The following is a 17,978-nucleotide window of genomic DNA, read 5'->3' as shown; positions in this document are numbered from 1 at the left end:
GCACCAGCCCTTCGGGGCTGAGCAAACAAAATGTTTAATATCAATTAAATAACAATTAATCTCTTCTGCATCGCTCTCTTTTCTCCACCTTAAATCCTTAAGGATAAATTAACCTTCGATCATTAACCTTTGTAGCCTGATGAAATAATTAACGCGCGCTTGTTTGTCATAAAAATAAACCTACGACTGCGTTTAATGGCTTGAAGGAATAATGATGTCTGACTTTTTGCCCTTCTCTCGCCCGGCAATGGGTACTGAAGAACTTACCGCAGTTAAGGCGGTTCTGGATTCAGGATGGATAACCACCGGCCCTAAAAACCATGAGCTGGAGGAGGCGTTCTGTCGGCTTACGGGAAACCAACATGCCGTTGCCGTCTGCTCTGCCACCGCAGGTATGCACGTCACGCTGATGGCGTTGGGTGTGGGTGAAGGCGATGAAGTCATCACGCCTTCAATGACGTGGGTTTCTACGCTCAACATGATTGTCCTGCTGGGAGCCACGCCGGTCATGATCGATGTCGACCGCGATACGCTGATGGTAACACCGGAGCAAATTGAAGCCGCTATTACGCCACGAACCAAAGCTATTATACCGGTGCATTACGCAGGTGCTCCCGCCGATCTTGACGCGATTTACGCTATCGGCGAGCGCTATGGGATCACGGTGATAGAAGACGCAGCCCATGCCGTGGGAACGTTATATAAAGGTCGTCATGTTGGTGCTCGCGGCACGGCAATCTTCTCCTTTCACGCCATCAAAAATATTACCTGTGCGGAAGGTGGGCTGGTTGTTACTGACGACAAACAGCTGGCTCAACGGTTACGCAGCCTGAAATTTCACGGCCTGGGAGTGGATGCGTATGACCGACAAACCTACGGCCGAGCCCCGCAGGCAGAAGTTCTCACGCCGGGATACAAATACAACCTCACCGACATCAATGCGGCTATCGCCCTGGCGCAACTGGGCAAACTGGCGCAACTGAACGCGCGCCGCGCGGAAATTGCCCAACAGTACCAGCAAGCGCTGGCTGATTCGCCTTTTCAGCCGCTGAACCTGCCGCAGTGGTCGCATGTACACGCCTGGCACCTGTTTATTATTCGTGTCGATGAAGCACGCTGCGGTATAAGCAGAGATGCGTTAATGGAAGCGCTTAAAGCCAGAGGTATTGGTACCGGCCTGCATTTTCGCGCCGCACACACGCAAAAATATTATCGCGAACGTTTCACTACCCTTTCGCTTCCTGATACGGAATGGAATAGCGCGCGCATCTGTTCGCTGCCGTTATTCCCTGACATGACCGCCGATGATACCCGGCGCGTGATTACAGCACTTCGCCAGATAGCAGGACAATAATCATGTTTGAAGCCACGCCGATTAAGAAAGTCTCGGTGGTTATTCCCGTGTTTAACGAACAGGAAAGCCTGCCAGAGTTAATTAAACGTACCTGCGCCGCCTGCGAAAAGCTGGGAAAAGAATACGAAATACTGCTGATCGATGACGGCAGCAGCGATAATTCCGCTCAACTGATGATGGAGGCTTCTCAGGCGCAGAACAGTCATATTGTCTCTATTCTGCTCAACCGAAACTACGGGCAGCACTCGGCAATTATGGCCGGTTTTAGCCACGTTACCGGCGACTTGATTATCACGCTGGATGCCGATTTACAAAACCCTCCGGAGGAGATCCCCCGGCTGGTTGCCACAGCTGATGAAGGTTTCGATGTCGTCGGAACGGTGCGCCAGAACAGGCAAGACAGTGTGTTTCGTAAGACCGCCTCACGGATGATCAACCATCTGATTCAGCGAACCACCGGAAAAGCGATGGGAGATTACGGCTGCATGCTGCGTGCTTATCGCCGTCACATCGTTGATGCCATGCTGCATTGCCAGGAACGCAGCACCTTCATTCCGATTCTGGCCAACATTTTTGCCCGGCGTGCGACGGAAATTCCGGTGCACCACGCGGAACGTGAATTTGGCGATTCTAAGTACAGCTTCATGCGCCTGATTAACCTGATGTATGACCTGGTGACCTGCCTGACAACCACACCACTGCGTATGTTGAGTCTGCTGGGCAGCGTGATTGCCGCCACGGGTTTCACTCTGTCCGTCCTGCTGGTCATTCTTCGCCTGACGCTAGGCCCACAGTGGGCTGCGGAAGGGGTATTCATGCTGTTTGCCGTACTGTTCACGTTTATCGGCGCACAGTTTATAGGCATGGGATTACTCGGCGAATATATCGGTCGCATCTATAACGATGTCCGTGCCCGCCCCCGTTATTTTGTTCAACACGTTATTCGTCCACAAACCACGCACTCAACCGAGGAACACCACGCATGAAAGCCGTCGTATTTGCTTATCACGATATGGGATGTCAGGGAATTCAAGCCTTGTTGGATGCAGGTTATGAAATCGCAGCTATTTTTACCCACGCCGATAACCCTGCTGAGAAAGCATTTTTCGGTTCGGTTTCCCGGCTGGCGGCCAGCGCAGGCATACCGGTTTACGCCCCTGACGAGGTCAATCATCCGCTATGGATTGAACGAATTAGCCAGCTCGCGCCAGATGTTATCTTCTCGTTCTACTATCGTCATTTACTGAGCGATGACATTCTGAATCTTGCGCCTGTGGGTGCCTTTAACCTGCACGGCTCGCTGCTGCCCAAGTATCGTGGCCGCGCACCGCTGAACTGGGTTTTGGTCAACGGAGAAACAGAAACGGGCGTGACGCTTCATCGCATGGTAAAACGCGCGGATGCGGGCGCTATTATTGCTCAACAACGTGTTGCCATTTCCCCCGACGACGTAGCCTTAACGCTGCATCATAAACTGTGCCAGACTGCCCGGCAGGTTCTCGAACAGGCGCTGCCGGCTATCAAAACGGGTGACTTTCAGGAACGCCCTCAGCAGGAAACAGAAGCCACCTGCTTTGGTCGACGGACGCCGAACGACAGCTTCCTCGACTGGCGTAAACCTGCAGCGCAGTTACATAACATGGTACGTGCCGTATCCGATCCCTGGCCGGGCGCATTCAGCTACGTGGGAACACAAAAATTCACTGTCTGGTCATCACGACTGTCTGCTCATCGCGCTGCAGCCCAGCCAGGGACCGTGCTTTCAGTGTCACCATTACTGATTGCCTGTGCTGATGGGGCGCTCGAAATCATCACCGGGCAAGCTGGCGATGGTATCACTATGCAGGGATCGCAGTTGGCGCAAGTGCTGGGTCTGGTTGCGGGGTCTCATCTGAACAGCCAGCCGCTTTCCACCCGCAAACGTCGTACTCGTGTTTTGATCCTCGGAGTTAATGGTTTCATTGGTAATCATCTGACAGAACGCCTGCTGCGCGAAGATAACTATGAAGTCTATGGGCTCGATATTGGCAGCGATGCGATTGGGCGTTTTCTGCAACACCCGCGGTTCCATTTTGTGGAAGGCGATATCAGTATTCATTCCGAATGGATTGAATATCATGTGAAAAAATGCGACGTCGTGCTGCCGCTGGTGGCGATTGCCACGCCGATTGAATACACCCGTAATCCGCTGCGCGTCTTCGAACTTGATTTTGAAGAGAACCTGAGGATTATTCGCTACTGCGTGAAATATCAAAAGCGCATCATTTTCCCCTCCACCTCAGAAGTTTACGGGATGTGTAGCGATAAGGTCTTTGATGAAGACAGCTCAAACCTTACCGTTGGCCCGGTCAATAAACCACGCTGGATCTACTCAGTGTCCAAACAGCTTCTGGATCGCGTCATTTGGGCGTATGGCGAAAAAGAGGGATTACGCTTCACGCTGTTCCGTCCGTTTAACTGGATGGGACCACGTCTGGACAGCCTCAACGCTGCACGTATCGGTAGCTCACGCGCCATTACTCAGCTGATCCTGAATCTTGTGGAAGGGTCACCGATTAAGCTGATTGAAGGCGGTAAACAGAAGCGCTGCTTTACTGATATTCGCGATGGTATCGAAGCTCTGTTCCGTATCATTGAAAACGACGGCGGACGCTGCGACAGCGAGATTATCAATATTGGTAATCCGGATAATGAAGCCAGTATTCAGGAACTGGCGGAAATGCTGCTGGCCTGCTTCGAAAGACATCCGTTGCGCCAACACTTTCCACCATTTGCCGGTTTTCGTGACGTCGAAAGCAGCAGCTACTATGGTAAAGGTTATCAGGACGTTGAACACCGGAAACCCAATATTCGCAATGCCAAGCGCTGCCTGAACTGGGAGCCCTCCATCGAAATGCTGGAGACTGTGGAAGAAACCCTGGATTTCTTCTTGCGCAGTGTGGATATCACGGAACAGAGATCATGAAACAGGTAGGCTTGCGTATTGATGTCGATACCTTCAGGGGGACGCGCGAAGGCGTACCCCGCCTGCTGGAGACATTGAACCGACATAACGTTCGGGCAAGTTTTTTCTTCAGCGTTGGGCCTGACAACATGGGACGCCATCTCTGGCGTATGGTAAAGCCGCAGTTTCTATGGAAGATGCTGCGCTCAAACGCTGCCTCCCTCTACGGATGGGATATTTTGCTGGCAGGTACCGCGTGGCCTGGAAAAGAGATCGGCCAGGCCAATGCGGCAATTATTCAGCAAACGGCTCTGGTTCACGAAACCGGGTTACATGCCTGGGATCACCACGCCTGGCAGGCTCGCAGCGGGAACTGGAATGACAAACAGCTGATCGATGATATTTCCCAGGGTATCACCGCTCTGGAAGCCATTACCGGACAGCCTGTCACCTGTTCTGCCGTTGCCGGCTGGCGTGCCGATGCACGCGTTGTCCACGCAAAAGAAGCGTTCAAGCTGCGTTATAACAGCGACTGTCGGGGAACATCGTTATTCCGCCCGGTGCTTGAGACAGGCAAAACAGGCACGCCGCAAATTCCCGTTACCTTACCGACATGGGATGAAGTGGTTGGCGGGGAAGTGCAAGCTGTCGATTTCAATTCCTGGATCCTCTCCCACATGCTGATGAACAGAGGAACATCTGTGTACACAATTCATGCGGAAGTCGAAGGTATCGCATTTCATCAGGATTTTAACACTCTACTGATTCGCGCAATTGATGCGGGGATTACGTTTTGTCCACTTGGCGATCTGCTGCCGGACGACATTAACACGTTGCCATCAGGACAAATCATACGTGGCAAAATACCCGGCAGAGAGGGATGGCTCGGCTGCCAGCAACCAGTGAGCGCGACATGATGAGATCCGTACGCAACATAATGGCATTTATCGCCTTTATTGCGCTGTATTACGTTTTACCCATCAATAACCGCATGCTCTGGCAGCCTGACGAGACGCGCTATGCTGAAATCAGTCGGGAAATGCTGAACGCGGGCGGCTGGATAGTCCCGCACTTTTTAGGGCTACGCTATTTTGAAAAACCCATTGCCGGATACTGGCTAAACAGCATCGGGCAATGGCTCTTTGGTGCCACCAACTTTGGCGTCAGGGCAGGTGCAATTTTTGCTACACTGCTGACCGCACTGCTGGTAGCCGGATTTGCAATGCGGTTATGGCAGGATAAACGCACAGCCTTACTCTCTTCAGTCATTTTCTTAACGTTTTTCTCCGTTTACAGCATCGGAACCTACGCGGTTCTTGATCCTATCATCGCACTCTGGCTGATGGCGGGCATGTTCTGTTTTTGGGAAGGCATGCAGGCCACCAGTAAAAAACGCAAAATCATCGCTTTTTTACTGCTAGGGTTAACCTGCGGTATGGGAGTAATGACCAAAGGTTTTCTCGCGCTCGCCGTCCCGGTACTCAGCGTACTGCCATGGGTCTGGGTGCAAAAACGCTGGAAAACATTTTTTATCTACGGCTGGCTGGCAATTTTAGGCTGTATAGCGATTGTTCTGCCGTGGGCGATGGCCATTGCACAACGCGAACCTGACTTCTGGCATTACTTTTTCTGGGTCGAACATATTCAGCGGTTTGCGCAGGTGGATGCCCAGCATAAAGCGCCGTTCTGGTATTACCTGCCTGTGTTTATCGCAGGCTGCCTGCCCTGGCTTGGCCTGCTGCCTGGCGCACTGCGTACGGGCTGGCGTGAACGTGATTTTCCGCGCAGTGCCTTGTACCTGCTGAGCTGGATAATCATGCCGATACTGTTTTTCAGTATCGCCAAAGGAAAATTGCCGACCTATATTCTTTCCTGCTTCGCACCGCTTGCGATCCTCACTGCGCGTTTCGGCCTGCAGGCAGCACAAAAGGATTCCATTGCCTTACGCGTTAATGGCTGGATTAACATCCTGTTTGGCGTGCTCGGCATTGTCGCAACTTTTATCGCGTCCACGTTGGGGCCGTTAAAGTCGCCTGTCTGGACGCATATTGAAACCTATAAGGTTTTTTGTGTGTGGGGCATTTTTATTAGCTGGACTTTTTTTGGCTGGTATACGCTGAACAGTACCGAGAAAAACTGGAAATTCGCAGCGCTTTGTCCACTGGGACTGGCGCTGTTGTTTGGCTTTTCAATACCCGATCGGGTCATGGAATCTAAGCAGCCTCAGTTTTTTGTTGAGATGACCAAAGAGTCGCTGGAGTCGAGTCGTTATATTCTCTCCGACAACGTAGGCGTCGCTGCGGGCCTGGCCTGGAGTCTGAAACGCGACGACATCATCATGTACGGACAAACGGGCGAGTTAAAATACGGACTCAACTACCCGGATGCCAGAGGCCGCTTTGTCAGCCGGGATGACTTTGCAAACTGGTTAGCACAACATCGTCAGGAAGGAAACATTACCCTCGTGTTGTCAATTTCGAAAGGTGAAGATATTAATCAACTTGCCATTCCGCCTGCTGACTATATCGATAATCAGGGACGCCTGGTTTTGATTCAGTATCGACCAAAATGATCTGGATAATCCTGGTTCTTGCCAGCCTGCTCAGCGTCTGCGGACAACTATGCCAGAAGCAGGCCACTCGCCCGGTACCCGTCCACGCGCGAAAACGTCATATTATGCGGTGGGTTGTCCTGGCTCTGGCCTGTCTGGGTCTGGCTATGCTGCTCTGGATGGCAGTATTGCAGAACATTCCCGTCGGCATCGCCTATCCGATGCTGAGTCTCAACTTTGTATGGGTCACACTGGCTGCATGGAAAATCTGGCGCGAACCTGTCACAAGGCGTCACTGGCTGGGGGTTGGGCTGCTCATCACCGGCATCTTTATTCTTGGGAGCGCGGTGTAATGGGCATATTTTGGGGTTTGTGCAGCGTTTTCATTACTTCTGCCGCTCAACTAAGTCTGGGTTATGCGATGGATAGTCTGCCGCCGATACAATATCCGCAGGCGTTTATATCCGCTTTATTGTCCACCAGCATCGGGGCGCTAGCCCTGTATGCCGGTCTGTTGGGGTATTTACTGTCAGTTATCTGCTGGCATAAAGCCCTGCACCAGCTGGCTCTGAGCAAAGCATATGCCCTGCTCAGCCTCAGCTATGTGCTGGTATGGGTAGCATCGATGATTTTACCCGGCTGGCAGGGGACTTTCTCATTGAAGGCGTTTGCTGGAGTGTTGTGCATCATGGCAGGGCTGATGATGATTTTTCTGCCTTCTCCCGGACAGGCTTCCTGAGGTTATTTGCCCTCAGACAGATGCAACAGACGCTGCCAGTCGTCACAGTGGTATTGTCTGGCATCTATTATTTTAATCACCCGTGATGTATCAAGATTAATACAATACAAAGCATCTTTCAGCGGTGAAAGAAGATCGCCGACATTAACCCGCTCAGAGGTTTGCGCCTCAGCCAGCATCTTCAGTGAGCCGCCGCTATCGCAAATTACGATATAAATTTTCCCTGTCTTTTTGAGACAGCAAGACTTCTTCACATGCCATTCCATAGCGCACCTGTTTGTTAATAAATATCATAACAAGTTACGCTTTAGCAGATAAACAAAACAACAATGGGTATGGAATGGCAAAATGAGATGTAAAATGAATGCGGCCTTAATCTTTATCGTTGGCACGAACCCAGTCAAGCAACGCACGGCGAGAAACTTTAATACCACCGGTTTTCAGCTCTGCCGGTAATGTCAGCCAACGCACCGGCTGCTGAAAACGCGCCAACTTATCGTTAATCCATTCGGCAAGGTCAATTTTTCCAGCGTCAGCGTCATATTCAACGACTGCTACCGGGCGATGCCCAAACTCTCTGTCTTCTACCGGAACAATAAAGGCTTGCAGAACCTGCGGATGCGACGTAATCACGCGCTCCACCTCTTCTGGCTGGATACCTTCCCCACCGCTAAAGAACAGATTATCCAGGCGGCCGACAATGGTTAACTTACCGTCATTTAATACCCCACGGTCGCGGGTGGCAAACCAGCCTTCAGCATTAACCAGTGGGTTAAGTTTCCCGTTACGCCAGTACCCTTGTGCCATACTGGCGGCTCGCAGCCAGACTTCATCATTAACAATTCTGACTTCTCTGCCCGGCAAAGGGGAGCCTACATCGCCCAGACCATCCGCTTCTTTTGCGCAAACCGTAGAGGCAAATTCCGTCAGCCCGTAACCGCACCAACAACGAATCCCGTGCTCGCGCGCCTGTTCAGTCAGTTCAACGGGGATTGCCGCACCTCCCAGCAATACAGCTTTCAGCGTTACCGGTGTTTTATTCACCAGCAAACGCCAGAGTTGTGTGGGCACGAGCGAGGCATGGGTACAGCCAATCAACATCTGTTCCAGCGGCTGCTTGTCACGTACGGTTATTCGCGCGCCCGCAAACAGCCAGCGCCACAGAATACCTTGACCAGATACATGAAATAACGGCAGTGAGAGCAGCCAGTCATCTTCTGTACCAAACGGGATAAGCGACAGCACGCCCTGTGCGCTAGCCAGATGAGCCTCGCAGGTATGGACGGCCGCCTTAGGTAACCCGGTTGAACCGGAGGTTAACGTCATCGAGCTCAAACGCTGGAGCAGCCAGGCGACAGCATACTCGCCAGACTGTTCGCGCATTCGCAGTGGCGTCAGCGCTGAAAATGTATCGTCGCCTTCCAGATTCAGCGCAAAATGCAGCGTTAAATCAGGTACCAATGTCTCCAGCAATGACCGAGGCAGTTGTGGATTCACAGGTAAAACCCGGGCTCCGCACTGCAACAATGCCAGCCAGGCCATCAGAGACCGGGGATGATTCCAGGCTCGCAACAGTACGCCATCGCCCTCTTCCACGCCCTGAGCGGCAAACCCTGTAGCCAGAGCGTCTACCCGGGTGCAAAGATCTCGCCAGCTTAGCACCTCATCATTGAGGCGTAAGGCTGGCGCATCTCCCCGAACCTGCCGCCAGTGACGCCACGGCCAGTCAGGGAAGATCATAACAACCGTTCCAAAGAATCAACGTCGACACACGGCAACATGCTGCCCGGCCAGCTGCGTACCTGCTGGCATTGCATCAGACTAAGCGTATCCAGACCAGGAATGGTCTGTGGCGTCAGCCAGGCGGCAATCCGCGCCAGCTGGGTTAACCCCAGGCTTGACTCAATAGACGAACTGATTACCGCAGTAAGACCGAGCGCGTGCGCCGCCTCAACCTGTTCGCGAACCTTATCCAGACTGCCGGTGAGCGTTGGTTTGATGACGACCGCACTCACACCCTCTTCAGCTATAAAGGTAAAGTCTGCTTCACGCAGGCTTTCATCCCAGGCGATGCTAATCCCGGTTTCGCGAGCAAACGCGCGCGAATCGTCGCGGGTTTTACACGGCTCTTCGAGAAAAGCAATGCGCGCGCGATACTCCGGATTAACGTATTTCGCGAACTGCTGCGCTTTAAGCGGCGTCCAGGCACGGTTAGCATCAAGACGCAGATGTAACGTGGGGATCGCCTCAAGCAACAGGTTGACGACCATGCCGTCGCGTACCGCTTCATACAGACCGACTTTCACCTTCGCGACCTTCTCGCCCGGCATGTCTGCCAGTTGCAAAACCAGATCGTCAGGATCGCCCGTACACAACGGCGCAGCGCGATAGTCCGCCGCATCAGGCAATGCCCCCTCAAGTTCAGCCAGCGCACAGCTTGCACCAAAGGCCACCGAAGGCATCGACGGTAAGGTTGAATCCCCCTGTAACCAGCCGTTTACCCAGCTCAGCAGCGCAGTTTGCGCCTCTTCCCAGGTTTCCTGGCTGAAGCCCGGCAGTGGGGAGATCTCTCCCCACCCTTTGTGCTCGCCGTCACGAAGACAAACGTACAGCCCGTCACGCGTTTTTAACCGCCTGTCGCGCAGAATCACCCCCGCGTCCATGGGGATCTTCCAGCGGTATACCTGCGCGCTACGCATTACGGATTCCGTTTGAATTTGCTGAAGTCAGGCTGACGTTTCTGGTTAAAGGCGTTACGGCCTTCCTGTCCTTCTTCCGTCATGTAGAACAGCATGGTGGCGTTACCAGCCAGTTCTTGCAGACCCGCCTGACCATCACAATCAGCGTTCAGCGCAGCTTTCAGGCAACGCAGCGCCATCGGGCTGTTTTGCAGCATTTCGCGACACCAGCGTACGGTCTCTTTTTCCAGATCCGCCAGCGGAACCACGGTATTGACCAGGCCCATATCCAGCGCCTGTTTTGCATCGTACTGACGGCACAGGAACCAGATTTCACGCGCTTTTTTCTGGCCGACAATGCGCGCCATGTAAGAGGCACCCCAACCACCGTCGAATGAACCGACTTTTGGTCCAGTCTGACCGAAGATGGCGTTTTCTGCTGCAATAGTCAGGTCACACATCATGTGCAGCACGTGGCCACCGCCAATGGAATAACCCGCAACCATCGCCACAACAGGCTTCGGACAGGTACGAATCTGACGCTGGAAGTCCAGCACGTTCAGGTGATGCACACCGGAGTCATCCTGGTATCCGCCGTAGTCACCGCGCACTTTCTGATCGCCGCCCGCGCAGAACGCTTTGTCGCCAGCACCCGTCAGGATAATCACGCCAATGTTATCGTCATAACGTGCATCCGCCAGCGCCTGAATCATCTCTTTAACGGTAACAGGGCGAAATGCGTTGCGTACCTGCGGACGATTAATGGTGATTTTTGCGATACCGTCGGTGGATTTTTCGTAGCGAATGTCGGTGTAGCCTTCAGAGCAATCGAGCCATTCTACCGGTGCGTAAAGCATTGTTTCATCAGGATAGATCATAAAATGTCCTTTAGTCAGCGACGCAGAATCTGAGCCAGACAGTCCACCACGCCTGCGGGATTATCCCGATGCGCGTTGTGTCCGGCGTTACGAATCACATGGTTCGGTACAGACATTTCCGTCGCCAAAGCGCGGAATTTATCGTCACGTTCACCACATAAATAATAAAACGGAAATGTGCACGTAGTGAGTTGCGCACGTAAATCAGGTTGGACGGCAAGCGAGGTAGCCTCCAGCATTGCAGCCAACGTAACACCATTATTATGGCTGCGCAGCGCCACGAGCGCCTGTCGTTGTACAGGGCTTAACGAGGCGAAAACTGGCTGTTGATACCAGTCATTAAACACATCACGCAACGGTTCCCGGCGAAAACGTGCGGCCCAGCGGCCATCTGAGAGACGACGCTGAATCCGCTCATCTTCGCGTTGTAGCCCAGGATGTCCACCTTCAACAACCAATCCGCAAAGCCCCGGCATCCCCTGGCAGGCCGCCATCATCGCGACTCTGCCGCCAAGAGAATATCCCACCAACCAGTAGTTAAGTATGTTGTAACTAAATAAAGTATTACGCAGCAGTTCACTGACGTCATCAAAGCCCCTCACGCGAATGTCAGCAGAACCACCGTGTCCTGGCAGATCGATGTACAATCGCGAGTAGTTTTGAAACGTCTCGCCGACCGTTTGCCATTCCTGACAATCACCTGAGAATCCGTGCAGGAAAACCAGCCAGGGATAACCCGCCTGGCCCTCATTCGCCTGCGCGTGCAGGATCATAGATGGCTCACCTGTGCCAGCAGTTGCTGCAGAGTTTGCGCCCCGTCAGTTTCATTCACTACCAGCTCAATCACCGTTGCTGCAGGGGTTCGCCAGGCATTCGCCAGCGCGCTTTCCAGCTGCTCCCAGCTTTCCGGTCGGTGATATTTCAGGTTGAACATGGCTGCCGCGTGATCAAAGTGGACGTTCTGCGGCATCAGATAGAAGCGTTCGCGTTCGCTTTGTGGCGTTGGCAGTAGTGAGAAAATCTGACCGCCGTTATTATTCACCACAATCAATACGAACGGAGCAGAGACCTTGCGTAATAACGCCAGTGCATTCAGGTCATACAGCGCGGATAAATCGCCGACAATAGCCAGCGTCGATTTCGCGCTGGCGCGTTGTACGCCCGCGGCTGTAGACAACAAACCGTCGATACCGCTCGCCCCACGATTGCTGTAAACCGGATAACCGACAGGAAGCTGCGACAGTGCGTCTATCAGACGCACCACCAGACTATTACCCACAAACAGCTGTCCCTGTTCAGGCAGATAATCCCGAATGCGGTGCGCCAGTTGTGCTTCTCCGAAGGTATCACGACGTGCCACCACCGCTTGCCAGGATTGTTCTGCGAGACGTGGAATCTCTACGCACCAGGGCTGACGCTTCTCAGCCGGATGCAGTTCCAGCCAGTCACTTATCTTCGCGACTAACCGGCGTCCACGATGATGAGCCGGATCCAGACGTCCTTCGATATTATCGACAATCCAGTATTCCTGCGGATCGCAACTGGCCTGCCACTGCAGCAGACGTTTCCCGGTCAGGCTACTGCCGAGCTGCACCACAATCTGCGCCTGCTGTAACTCAGCCACCGCTTTTGCATTACCCAGCCACAGATCGGCACATGGCAACGGTTGCCCGGTTTGCGACAATACATCGCCAATCAGCGGCCAGCCTAACGTCTGCGCCCAGAGTGCAACTTTCTTGCCCTCTTCCGCACTCATGCGACCGGCAATCACCACGCCACGTTTTTGTCGCCAGAAAAACCAGTCACGCTGCTTATCACTTTCCAGCCGACGTGATTCGCTCAGCCACGGTTTGTCATCCTGCCACCAGTCACCAAGGTGCTGTTGCCACTCAACGCCAGTTTCGTCCATATCGCCATACAGCGGTTCTGCAAACGGGCAATTTATGTGTACTGCGCCGCTATGCAGTGAGGCTAATGCGTTATCAATGGTGGAAACCAGCCAGCTTGCCGGAATATCCTGCGTTGGACGTGGTAAAGAGAGCGTATGCGATGGATGTGAGGCAAACATACCCGCCTGGCGAATCGCCTGATTCGCCCCGCAATCAATCAGTTCTGGCGGCCTGTCCGCCGTAAGTAAAATCAGTTTTTCACCGGTCAGACCCGCTTCGATCAGCGCCGGATACAAATTCGCCACTGCCGTGCCGGAGGTCACAATCACTGCAACAGGTTGTCTGCTGACCTTTGCCAGCCCTAAAGCCAGATGCCCAAGCCCACGCTCGTCAAAATGCGTATGGTGTATAAAAGCAGAGTTTTCCGCTGCAGCCAGAGTCAACGGCGTCGAACGTGAGCCAGGCGCAATGCAAACATGCCTGACGCCGTGGCGAGTGAGTGCTTCCAGAATGACCGCCGCCCAGCGTCGGTTAAATGCGCTTACTGACATGAGATTGTCCGGTATCAATATTGCGACACAGTATAAAGAATCGAATAAATGGATTTTTGATATGAGTCGGGAATATACACGAAATCATTATCCTTCCATCTGTAATAAAGTACGTAACCCTGCCGCTTTATTGTCTATTTCCTGCCATTCCTGCTCTGGATCTGAGCCACGCACGATCCCCGCCCCGGCATACAGGCGTACCACGTTTGCATTAATTTTCGCAGAACGTAACGATACGCAGAACTCGCTTTGGCGCAGAGAGAGGTATCCCGCAGATCCGGCATACCATTCGCGTTCAAAAGGTTCATGATGCTGGATAAACTCGCGCGCCAGCTCGCGCGGAATACCTGCCACGGCGGCCGTCGGCTGTAGCTGCATCAGGCAAAGCGCGTCATCTGGCTGATTCAATGCCGTCCAGATACAACGCCGCAAATGCTGCACTTTGCGTAATCTAAGCACCTGCGGGGGAAGCACGTCGAGCGTTTGCGTGCAGTTCTGTAACCGCTGGCAGATATCTTCCACCACCAGCATATTCTCACGCTGGTTTTTATCATCTTTCATTAGCCATTCACCAAGCTGCCAGGCCCGGTGATCGTCAGGATGATTAGCGACAGTTCCGGCCAGCGCTTCGGTACGCAAAGCGGTGTCACGCCGCCGCCACAGGCGTTCGGGAGACGAACCAAGAAAAGCGCATTCGGCGGAGAATGCCATAAAGAAATGGTAGCAGTTGAGGTTTAAACGACGGCTTGAAGCCATTACCGCTGCGGCATGCACCGGATGAGAGAACTGTAAATCGGTGGCCCTCGCCAGCACCACTTTATCGAGATCTTCTCTGGCGATGGTTTGCGTGGCAAGTTCAATCAGGCGTGTCCAGCCAGCTTTATCAGGCCAGTGCTGTTCACCGATCAAATTCAGGCGCAATGTGGGAAGTGGCTTAACACAGGCAAGTGCTGAGAGAAATGCGCCAGCACGTGCAGCATCTTCGCGCAGAGAAACATCACTATAAAGATGTAACCGTAAAGTCGCCATTCCTGCGCAGCGTCGCCACTCCAGACGGGGTAACAGTAAATTACCGCGTTGAGGCTCGAACGCATTCAATCCCCAGATCCGTAGTTCTGGATTATCTTCATGCTGGCGTAAAAACTGCTGGGCAGATTCGAGAGAAGAGAATGTGGCGGTAGCTCCCAGCACAGCAGCTTCTTCATCGCCGTTACGCTGCTGCCAGTAAAACTGCGGCCAGACGGGTTGGCTGGCCAGCCATCCTAAAGCGTCAAATGCATCGTTCAGCGGGAAAGGTATATCGTAAATACGAATTCCAGGTGCTGCTGGTATCTCTTGCGACAAATGGCGCATCAGACTTTCCAGCGCAGTAGTGATTGAATGCACGCGGACCTCTCCCTGTTAAAAACCTCTCATTATACGGGGTACTGAACAGAAAAAGCAGTACCCCCGTTTAGGGAGTACTTACTATTGCGAAGAGGGTGCTGAATTTATCGCCGTGCCAACAATAAACCCATCACTAAACCGACCGTTGCGCCGACGCCAATCCCACGCCAGGGCTTTTCATGTACATAGTCATCAGCCCGGCAAACTGCCTGCTTCGCGCGATAATAATAGCTGTCAGAGGCATGGCTTACGCGATTTCTCACATCCTCCAGCGCCTGCTCAGCGCGCGCTTTTAACTCAAGATACTTCTGGTCAGCAGGATCACCCGATGAACGCAGCACTTCTTCCAGCGTTTCACTGAGTAGTTCCAGGTCGTCGTCAATACGTGATTCATCAGAACGAAAAGACATTATATTCTCCCTTTCTATTTACGTATCCACTAACTATAGACAACAGTGGCTATTTACGCCTCACGCGCCATGCCTATGTGTGGGATACCATCTTCGTCATAGACATCCGTTACCGGCATAAAACCAAAGCGTGCGTAAAAGGATTGCAGATGTGCCTGTGCGCCGAGATATAATGCCTTGTGCGGCCAGTGCTGCGAGCACGATGCCAGCGTCTGCGCCATCAGCTGTTGACCCAGTTTTTCACCACGTAACGCTTCGCTTACGATCACTCGACCAATCACTACCGGCTCCAGATCCTCGTCACTTTTCAGAATCCTCGCATACGCTACCAGTTGACCGTTATACCACCCCAGAATGTGACGGTTTTCACCCACCAGATCATCGCCGTCCACATCCTGATACGGACACTGTTGCTCAACGACAAACACCGCGCAGCGAAGCTGAAGAATGGCATACAGTTGCTGGACGTTCAGTTCTGTATGGTGGAGATCTTGCCAGTGAATCATTGTCTGCCCCTTTGTTGTGATAACCTGAACACCCTGCCTCAATGATGGCGAAAAGTGTAACGCAAAAGATGGAATTACTATTTTTAGGCACGTCTGCGGGTGTTCCCACTCGCTCACGCAATGTAACGGCAATACTACTGAATCTGCAACATCCCACGCAGGCGGGGCTATGGCTTTTCGATTGCGGCGAAGGGACGCAGCACCAGATGCTTAGTACACCGTTTAATCCGGGAAAGCTCGAGCGAATTTTTATCAGCCATCTGCATGGCGATCACCTCTTTGGCTTACCCGGGCTATTGTGTAGCCGTTCGATGGCCGGAAACGTTCAGCCACTGACACTCTACGGTCCGAAAGGATTACGGGAGTTTACCGAGACCGCATTACGCCTTAGCGGCTCCTGGACCGATTATCCGCTGGAGATTGTGGAAGTTACCGCGGGTGAAATTCTGGATGATGGCTTGCGGAAAGTTACCGCGTTCGCACTGGAACACCCTGTGGAGTGTTACGGCTATCGGGTCGAAGAACATGATAAACCCGGCGCGCTTGACGCTAAAGCACTAAAGGCTGCGGGCGTGAAACCGGGTCCCTGGTTTCAGGAACTGAAAGCCGGAAAGAGCATCGTGCTGGAAGATGGCCGCTCGATTAACGGTGCAGATTTTCTCGCGCCGGCAATACCGGGCAAGTCTGTTGCTATTTTCGGCGATACCGCACCGTGTGCTACCGCCATCGAGCTGGCAAAAGGTGTGGATGTCATGATTCATGAAACCACGCTGGATTCGTCGATGGAGGAAAAAGCCAACAGCCGTGGACACAGCTCTACCCGACAAGCCGCTCAGTTGGCTCTGGAGGCCGGAGTGAGCCGTTTGATAATAACCCACGTCAGCTCACGCTACGATGAAAAAGGCTGCCAGCGTTTGCTCGAAGAGTGCAGGACCCTGTTTCCGGCGACCGAACTGGCTCACGATTTCGCCATTTTCACGGTTTAGTGCTCTATTTTTTCGCCTCAGTGCCGATAACAGAGAAAAGCTGGCTTTCACACTGAGGACAGGATGAACAATTTTCAAAAAGACATCGACGACAGGACAAACCTAACCCTGTCTAACCGCTTTGAACTGTTGCTGTTTCGTCTGGGCACATCACTGGATGAGCAGAAATCGGAGCTGTTTGGCATCAACGTATTCAAGCTGCGTGAAATCGTCCCGATGCCCACGTTTACGCGTCCGGCTGGCATGAAAGCCCCGCTGTTAGGTATGGTGAATATCCGTGATCAGGTGATCCCGGTAATTGACCTGCCAGCCGTTGCCGGATGTAAACCAGAAACCGGTCTTAATATCCTGTTGATTACTGAATACGCCCGCAGCGTGCAGGCATTTGCGGTGGAATCCGTGGAAAACATTATGCGCCTGGACTGGCAGCAGGTACATACTGCGGAGAAAGCTGTTAACGGTCGCTATATCACCAGTATCGCCTGTCTGGACGACAATAAAGAGACCAACAACCTGGCGCTGGTACTCGACGTTGAACAAATCCTGTATGACATCGTGCCGTCAAATCACGATCTGCGTGCCACCAATCTTAAAACCAGTAAGTTCAATATCACACCGGGTGCGGTAGCGATTGTTGCAGAAGACTCAAAAGTCGCCCGCGCGATGCTTGAGAAAGGGCTTAATGCCATGGAAATCCCCCATCTGATGCATGTGACGGGCAAAGACGCGTGGGAAAAAATACAGCAACTGTCTCAGGAGGCCCTGGCGGAAGGTAAACCCATCAGCGAGAAAATCGCCCTGGTGCTCACCGATCTGGAAATGCCGGAGATGGACGGTTTTACACTCACCCGCAAGATTAAAACCGATGAGCGTCTGAAAAAGATCCCGGTAGTGATCCACTCTTCACTCTCCGGTAGTGCAAATGAAGATCACGTTCGCAGAGTAAAGGCAGATGGCTACGTGGCAAAATTTGAGATTAACGAGCTGTCTTCTGTGATTCAGGAAGTGATGGAGCGCGCGGCGAAAGACGTCAGCGGACCGCTGGTAAGTCGTCAGCTTTCAGCCTGATATTTGCTGCATAAAAAAACCCGCCGAGGCGGGTTTTT

General features: G+C 52.8%; 18 protein-coding genes. 9 read left to right on the top strand and 9 right to left on the bottom strand.

All coding sequences use genetic code 11. The features are described from left to right. Positions 1-214: 214 nt before the first annotated feature. Genes arnB through arnF form a run of 7 tightly spaced genes read left to right on the top strand, consistent with a single transcriptional unit; the run spans position 215 to position 7,588 of the window. Complete coding sequence (gene arnB, locus OGY01_RS03000) at positions 215-1,354, top strand: UDP-4-amino-4-deoxy-L-arabinose aminotransferase (RefSeq protein ID WP_286492813.1); 1,140 nt, start codon at positions 215-217, stop codon at positions 1,352-1,354. Between the two features lie 2 nt (positions 1,355-1,356). Next, entirely contained in the window at positions 1,357-2,340 is a 984-nt protein-coding gene (arnC, locus tag OGY01_RS02995) for an undecaprenyl-phosphate 4-deoxy-4-formamido-L-arabinose transferase (protein WP_200042010.1), read from the top strand. Then, the gene (arnA, locus tag OGY01_RS02990) at positions 2,337-4,319 is read left to right on the top strand and encodes a bifunctional UDP-4-amino-4-deoxy-L-arabinose formyltransferase/UDP-glucuronic acid oxidase ArnA (protein WP_286492368.1); all 1,983 of its coding nucleotides are present in this window, start codon (positions 2,337-2,339) and stop codon (positions 4,317-4,319) included. Before arnC ends, arnA begins: the two co-directional genes overlap by 4 nt. Continuing rightward, complete coding sequence (arnD, locus tag OGY01_RS02985; protein WP_048220995.1) at positions 4,316-5,215, top strand: 4-deoxy-4-formamido-L-arabinose-phosphoundecaprenol deformylase; 900 nt, start codon at positions 4,316-4,318, stop codon at positions 5,213-5,215. Before arnA ends, arnD begins: the two co-directional genes overlap by 4 nt. Continuing rightward, positions 5,212-6,870 carry a lipid IV(A) 4-amino-4-deoxy-L-arabinosyltransferase gene (gene arnT, locus OGY01_RS02980; protein WP_286492811.1) on the top strand — a complete coding sequence of 553 codons (1,659 nt, stop codon included), beginning with the start codon at positions 5,212-5,214 and terminating at the stop codon, positions 6,868-6,870. The genes arnD and arnT overlap by 4 nt, the downstream gene beginning before the upstream one ends. Then, entirely contained in the window at positions 6,867-7,202 is a 336-nt protein-coding gene (arnE, locus tag OGY01_RS02975; protein WP_225761213.1) for a 4-amino-4-deoxy-L-arabinose-phosphoundecaprenol flippase subunit ArnE, read from the top strand. Before arnT ends, arnE begins: the two co-directional genes overlap by 4 nt. After that, entirely contained in the window at positions 7,202-7,588 is a 387-nt protein-coding gene (gene arnF / locus OGY01_RS02970; protein WP_045445515.1) for a 4-amino-4-deoxy-L-arabinose-phosphoundecaprenol flippase subunit ArnF, read from the top strand. Before arnE ends, arnF begins: the two co-directional genes overlap by 1 nt. Before the next feature lie 2 nt (positions 7,589-7,590). On the opposite strand, the gene pmrD is transcribed toward arnF, so the two are convergent. From pmrD to OGY01_RS02925, 9 genes are all read right to left on the bottom strand, one after another. Further along, positions 7,591-7,854: a signal transduction protein PmrD gene (gene pmrD / locus OGY01_RS02965; RefSeq protein WP_048220993.1), complete on the bottom strand. Its 264-nt coding sequence runs from the start codon at positions 7,852-7,854 to the stop codon at positions 7,591-7,593. A gap of 106 nt (positions 7,855-7,960) precedes the next feature. Then, the gene (gene menE / locus OGY01_RS02960) at positions 7,961-9,328 is read right to left on the bottom strand and encodes an o-succinylbenzoate--CoA ligase (protein WP_286492366.1); all 1,368 of its coding nucleotides are present in this window, start codon (positions 9,326-9,328) and stop codon (positions 7,961-7,963) included. Then, positions 9,325-10,287 (bottom strand): o-succinylbenzoate synthase, encoded by a 963-nt coding sequence (menC, locus tag OGY01_RS02955; protein WP_286492363.1) that lies wholly within the window; start codon positions 10,285-10,287, stop codon positions 9,325-9,327. Before menC ends, menE begins: the two co-directional genes overlap by 4 nt. Beyond that, complete coding sequence (menB, locus tag OGY01_RS02950; RefSeq protein ID WP_045445537.1) at positions 10,287-11,144, bottom strand: 1,4-dihydroxy-2-naphthoyl-CoA synthase; 858 nt, start codon at positions 11,142-11,144, stop codon at positions 10,287-10,289. The genes menC and menB overlap by 1 nt, the downstream gene beginning before the upstream one ends. Positions 11,145-11,158: 14 nt before the next feature. Next, positions 11,159-11,917 carry a 2-succinyl-6-hydroxy-2,4-cyclohexadiene-1-carboxylate synthase gene (gene menH / locus OGY01_RS02945; protein ID WP_284096337.1) on the bottom strand — a complete coding sequence of 253 codons (759 nt, stop codon included), beginning with the start codon at positions 11,915-11,917 and terminating at the stop codon, positions 11,159-11,161. Next, positions 11,914-13,584 carry a 2-succinyl-5-enolpyruvyl-6-hydroxy-3-cyclohexene-1-carboxylic-acid synthase gene (gene menD / locus OGY01_RS02940; protein ID WP_286492358.1) on the bottom strand — a complete coding sequence of 557 codons (1,671 nt, stop codon included), beginning with the start codon at positions 13,582-13,584 and terminating at the stop codon, positions 11,914-11,916. Before menD ends, menH begins: the two co-directional genes overlap by 4 nt. 87 nt (positions 13,585-13,671) lie before the next feature. Continuing rightward, entirely contained in the window at positions 13,672-14,970 is a 1,299-nt protein-coding gene (gene menF / locus OGY01_RS02935; RefSeq protein WP_286492357.1) for an isochorismate synthase MenF, read from the bottom strand. Between the two features lie 104 nt (positions 14,971-15,074). Then, positions 15,075-15,380: a stress response protein ElaB gene (gene elaB, locus OGY01_RS02930; protein WP_045445550.1), complete on the bottom strand. Its 306-nt coding sequence runs from the start codon at positions 15,378-15,380 to the stop codon at positions 15,075-15,077. A 53-nt stretch (positions 15,381-15,433) separates the two neighbouring features. Next, complete coding sequence (locus tag OGY01_RS02925) at positions 15,434-15,886, bottom strand: GNAT family N-acetyltransferase (protein WP_286492355.1); 453 nt, start codon at positions 15,884-15,886, stop codon at positions 15,434-15,436. 68 nt (positions 15,887-15,954) lie between these two features. On the opposite strand from OGY01_RS02925, the gene rbn reads away from it, so the two are divergent. Both rbn and OGY01_RS02915 read left to right on the top strand, forming a co-directional pair. After that, positions 15,955-16,872, top strand: coding sequence for a ribonuclease BN (rbn, locus tag OGY01_RS02920; RefSeq protein ID WP_200010207.1), 918 nt, complete (start codon positions 15,955-15,957; stop codon positions 16,870-16,872). Positions 16,873-16,935: 63 nt separating this feature from the next. After that, positions 16,936-17,940 carry a chemotaxis protein gene (locus OGY01_RS02915; RefSeq protein ID WP_045445556.1) on the top strand — a complete coding sequence of 335 codons (1,005 nt, stop codon included), beginning with the start codon at positions 16,936-16,938 and terminating at the stop codon, positions 17,938-17,940. Positions 17,941-17,978 lie beyond the last annotated feature (38 nt).

Origin of the sequence: Citrobacter sp. Cm038 (genome assembly GCF_030333105.1) — a bacterium.
Taxonomy (GTDB): Bacteria; Pseudomonadota; Gammaproteobacteria; order Enterobacterales; family Enterobacteriaceae; genus Citrobacter; species Citrobacter murliniae.
This window is presented reverse-complemented; position numbering and strand designations above follow the sequence as displayed.

Coding starts and splice junctions, on each gene's coding strand:
- arnB (WP_286492813.1), top strand. CDS start 215: ATGTCTGACTTTTTGCCCTTCTCTCGCCCGGCAATGGGTACTGAAGAA.
- arnC (WP_200042010.1), top strand. CDS start 1,357: ATGTTTGAAGCCACGCCGATTAAGAAAGTCTCGGTGGTTATTCCCGTG.
- arnA (WP_286492368.1), top strand. CDS start 2,337: ATGAAAGCCGTCGTATTTGCTTATCACGATATGGGATGTCAGGGAATT.
- arnD (WP_048220995.1), top strand. CDS start 4,316: ATGAAACAGGTAGGCTTGCGTATTGATGTCGATACCTTCAGGGGGACG.
- arnT (WP_286492811.1), top strand. CDS start 5,212: ATGATGAGATCCGTACGCAACATAATGGCATTTATCGCCTTTATTGCG.
- arnE (WP_225761213.1), top strand. CDS start 6,867: ATGATCTGGATAATCCTGGTTCTTGCCAGCCTGCTCAGCGTCTGCGGA.
- arnF (WP_045445515.1), top strand. CDS start 7,202: ATGGGCATATTTTGGGGTTTGTGCAGCGTTTTCATTACTTCTGCCGCT.
- pmrD (WP_048220993.1), bottom strand. CDS start 7,854: ATGGAATGGCATGTGAAGAAGTCTTGCTGTCTCAAAAAGACAGGGAAA.
- menE (WP_286492366.1), bottom strand. CDS start 9,328: ATGATCTTCCCTGACTGGCCGTGGCGTCACTGGCGGCAGGTTCGGGGA.
- menC (WP_286492363.1), bottom strand. CDS start 10,287: ATGCGTAGCGCGCAGGTATACCGCTGGAAGATCCCCATGGACGCGGGG.
- menB (WP_045445537.1), bottom strand. CDS start 11,144: ATGATCTATCCTGATGAAACAATGCTTTACGCACCGGTAGAATGGCTC.
- menH (WP_284096337.1), bottom strand. CDS start 11,917: ATGATCCTGCACGCGCAGGCGAATGAGGGCCAGGCGGGTTATCCCTGG.
- menD (WP_286492358.1), bottom strand. CDS start 13,584: ATGTCAGTAAGCGCATTTAACCGACGCTGGGCGGCGGTCATTCTGGAA.
- elaB (WP_045445550.1), bottom strand. CDS start 15,380: ATGTCTTTTCGTTCTGATGAATCACGTATTGACGACGACCTGGAACTA.
- OGY01_RS02925 (WP_286492355.1), bottom strand. CDS start 15,886: ATGATTCACTGGCAAGATCTCCACCATACAGAACTGAACGTCCAGCAA.
- rbn (WP_200010207.1), top strand. CDS start 15,955: ATGGAATTACTATTTTTAGGCACGTCTGCGGGTGTTCCCACTCGCTCA.
- OGY01_RS02915 (WP_045445556.1), top strand. CDS start 16,936: ATGAACAATTTTCAAAAAGACATCGACGACAGGACAAACCTAACCCTG.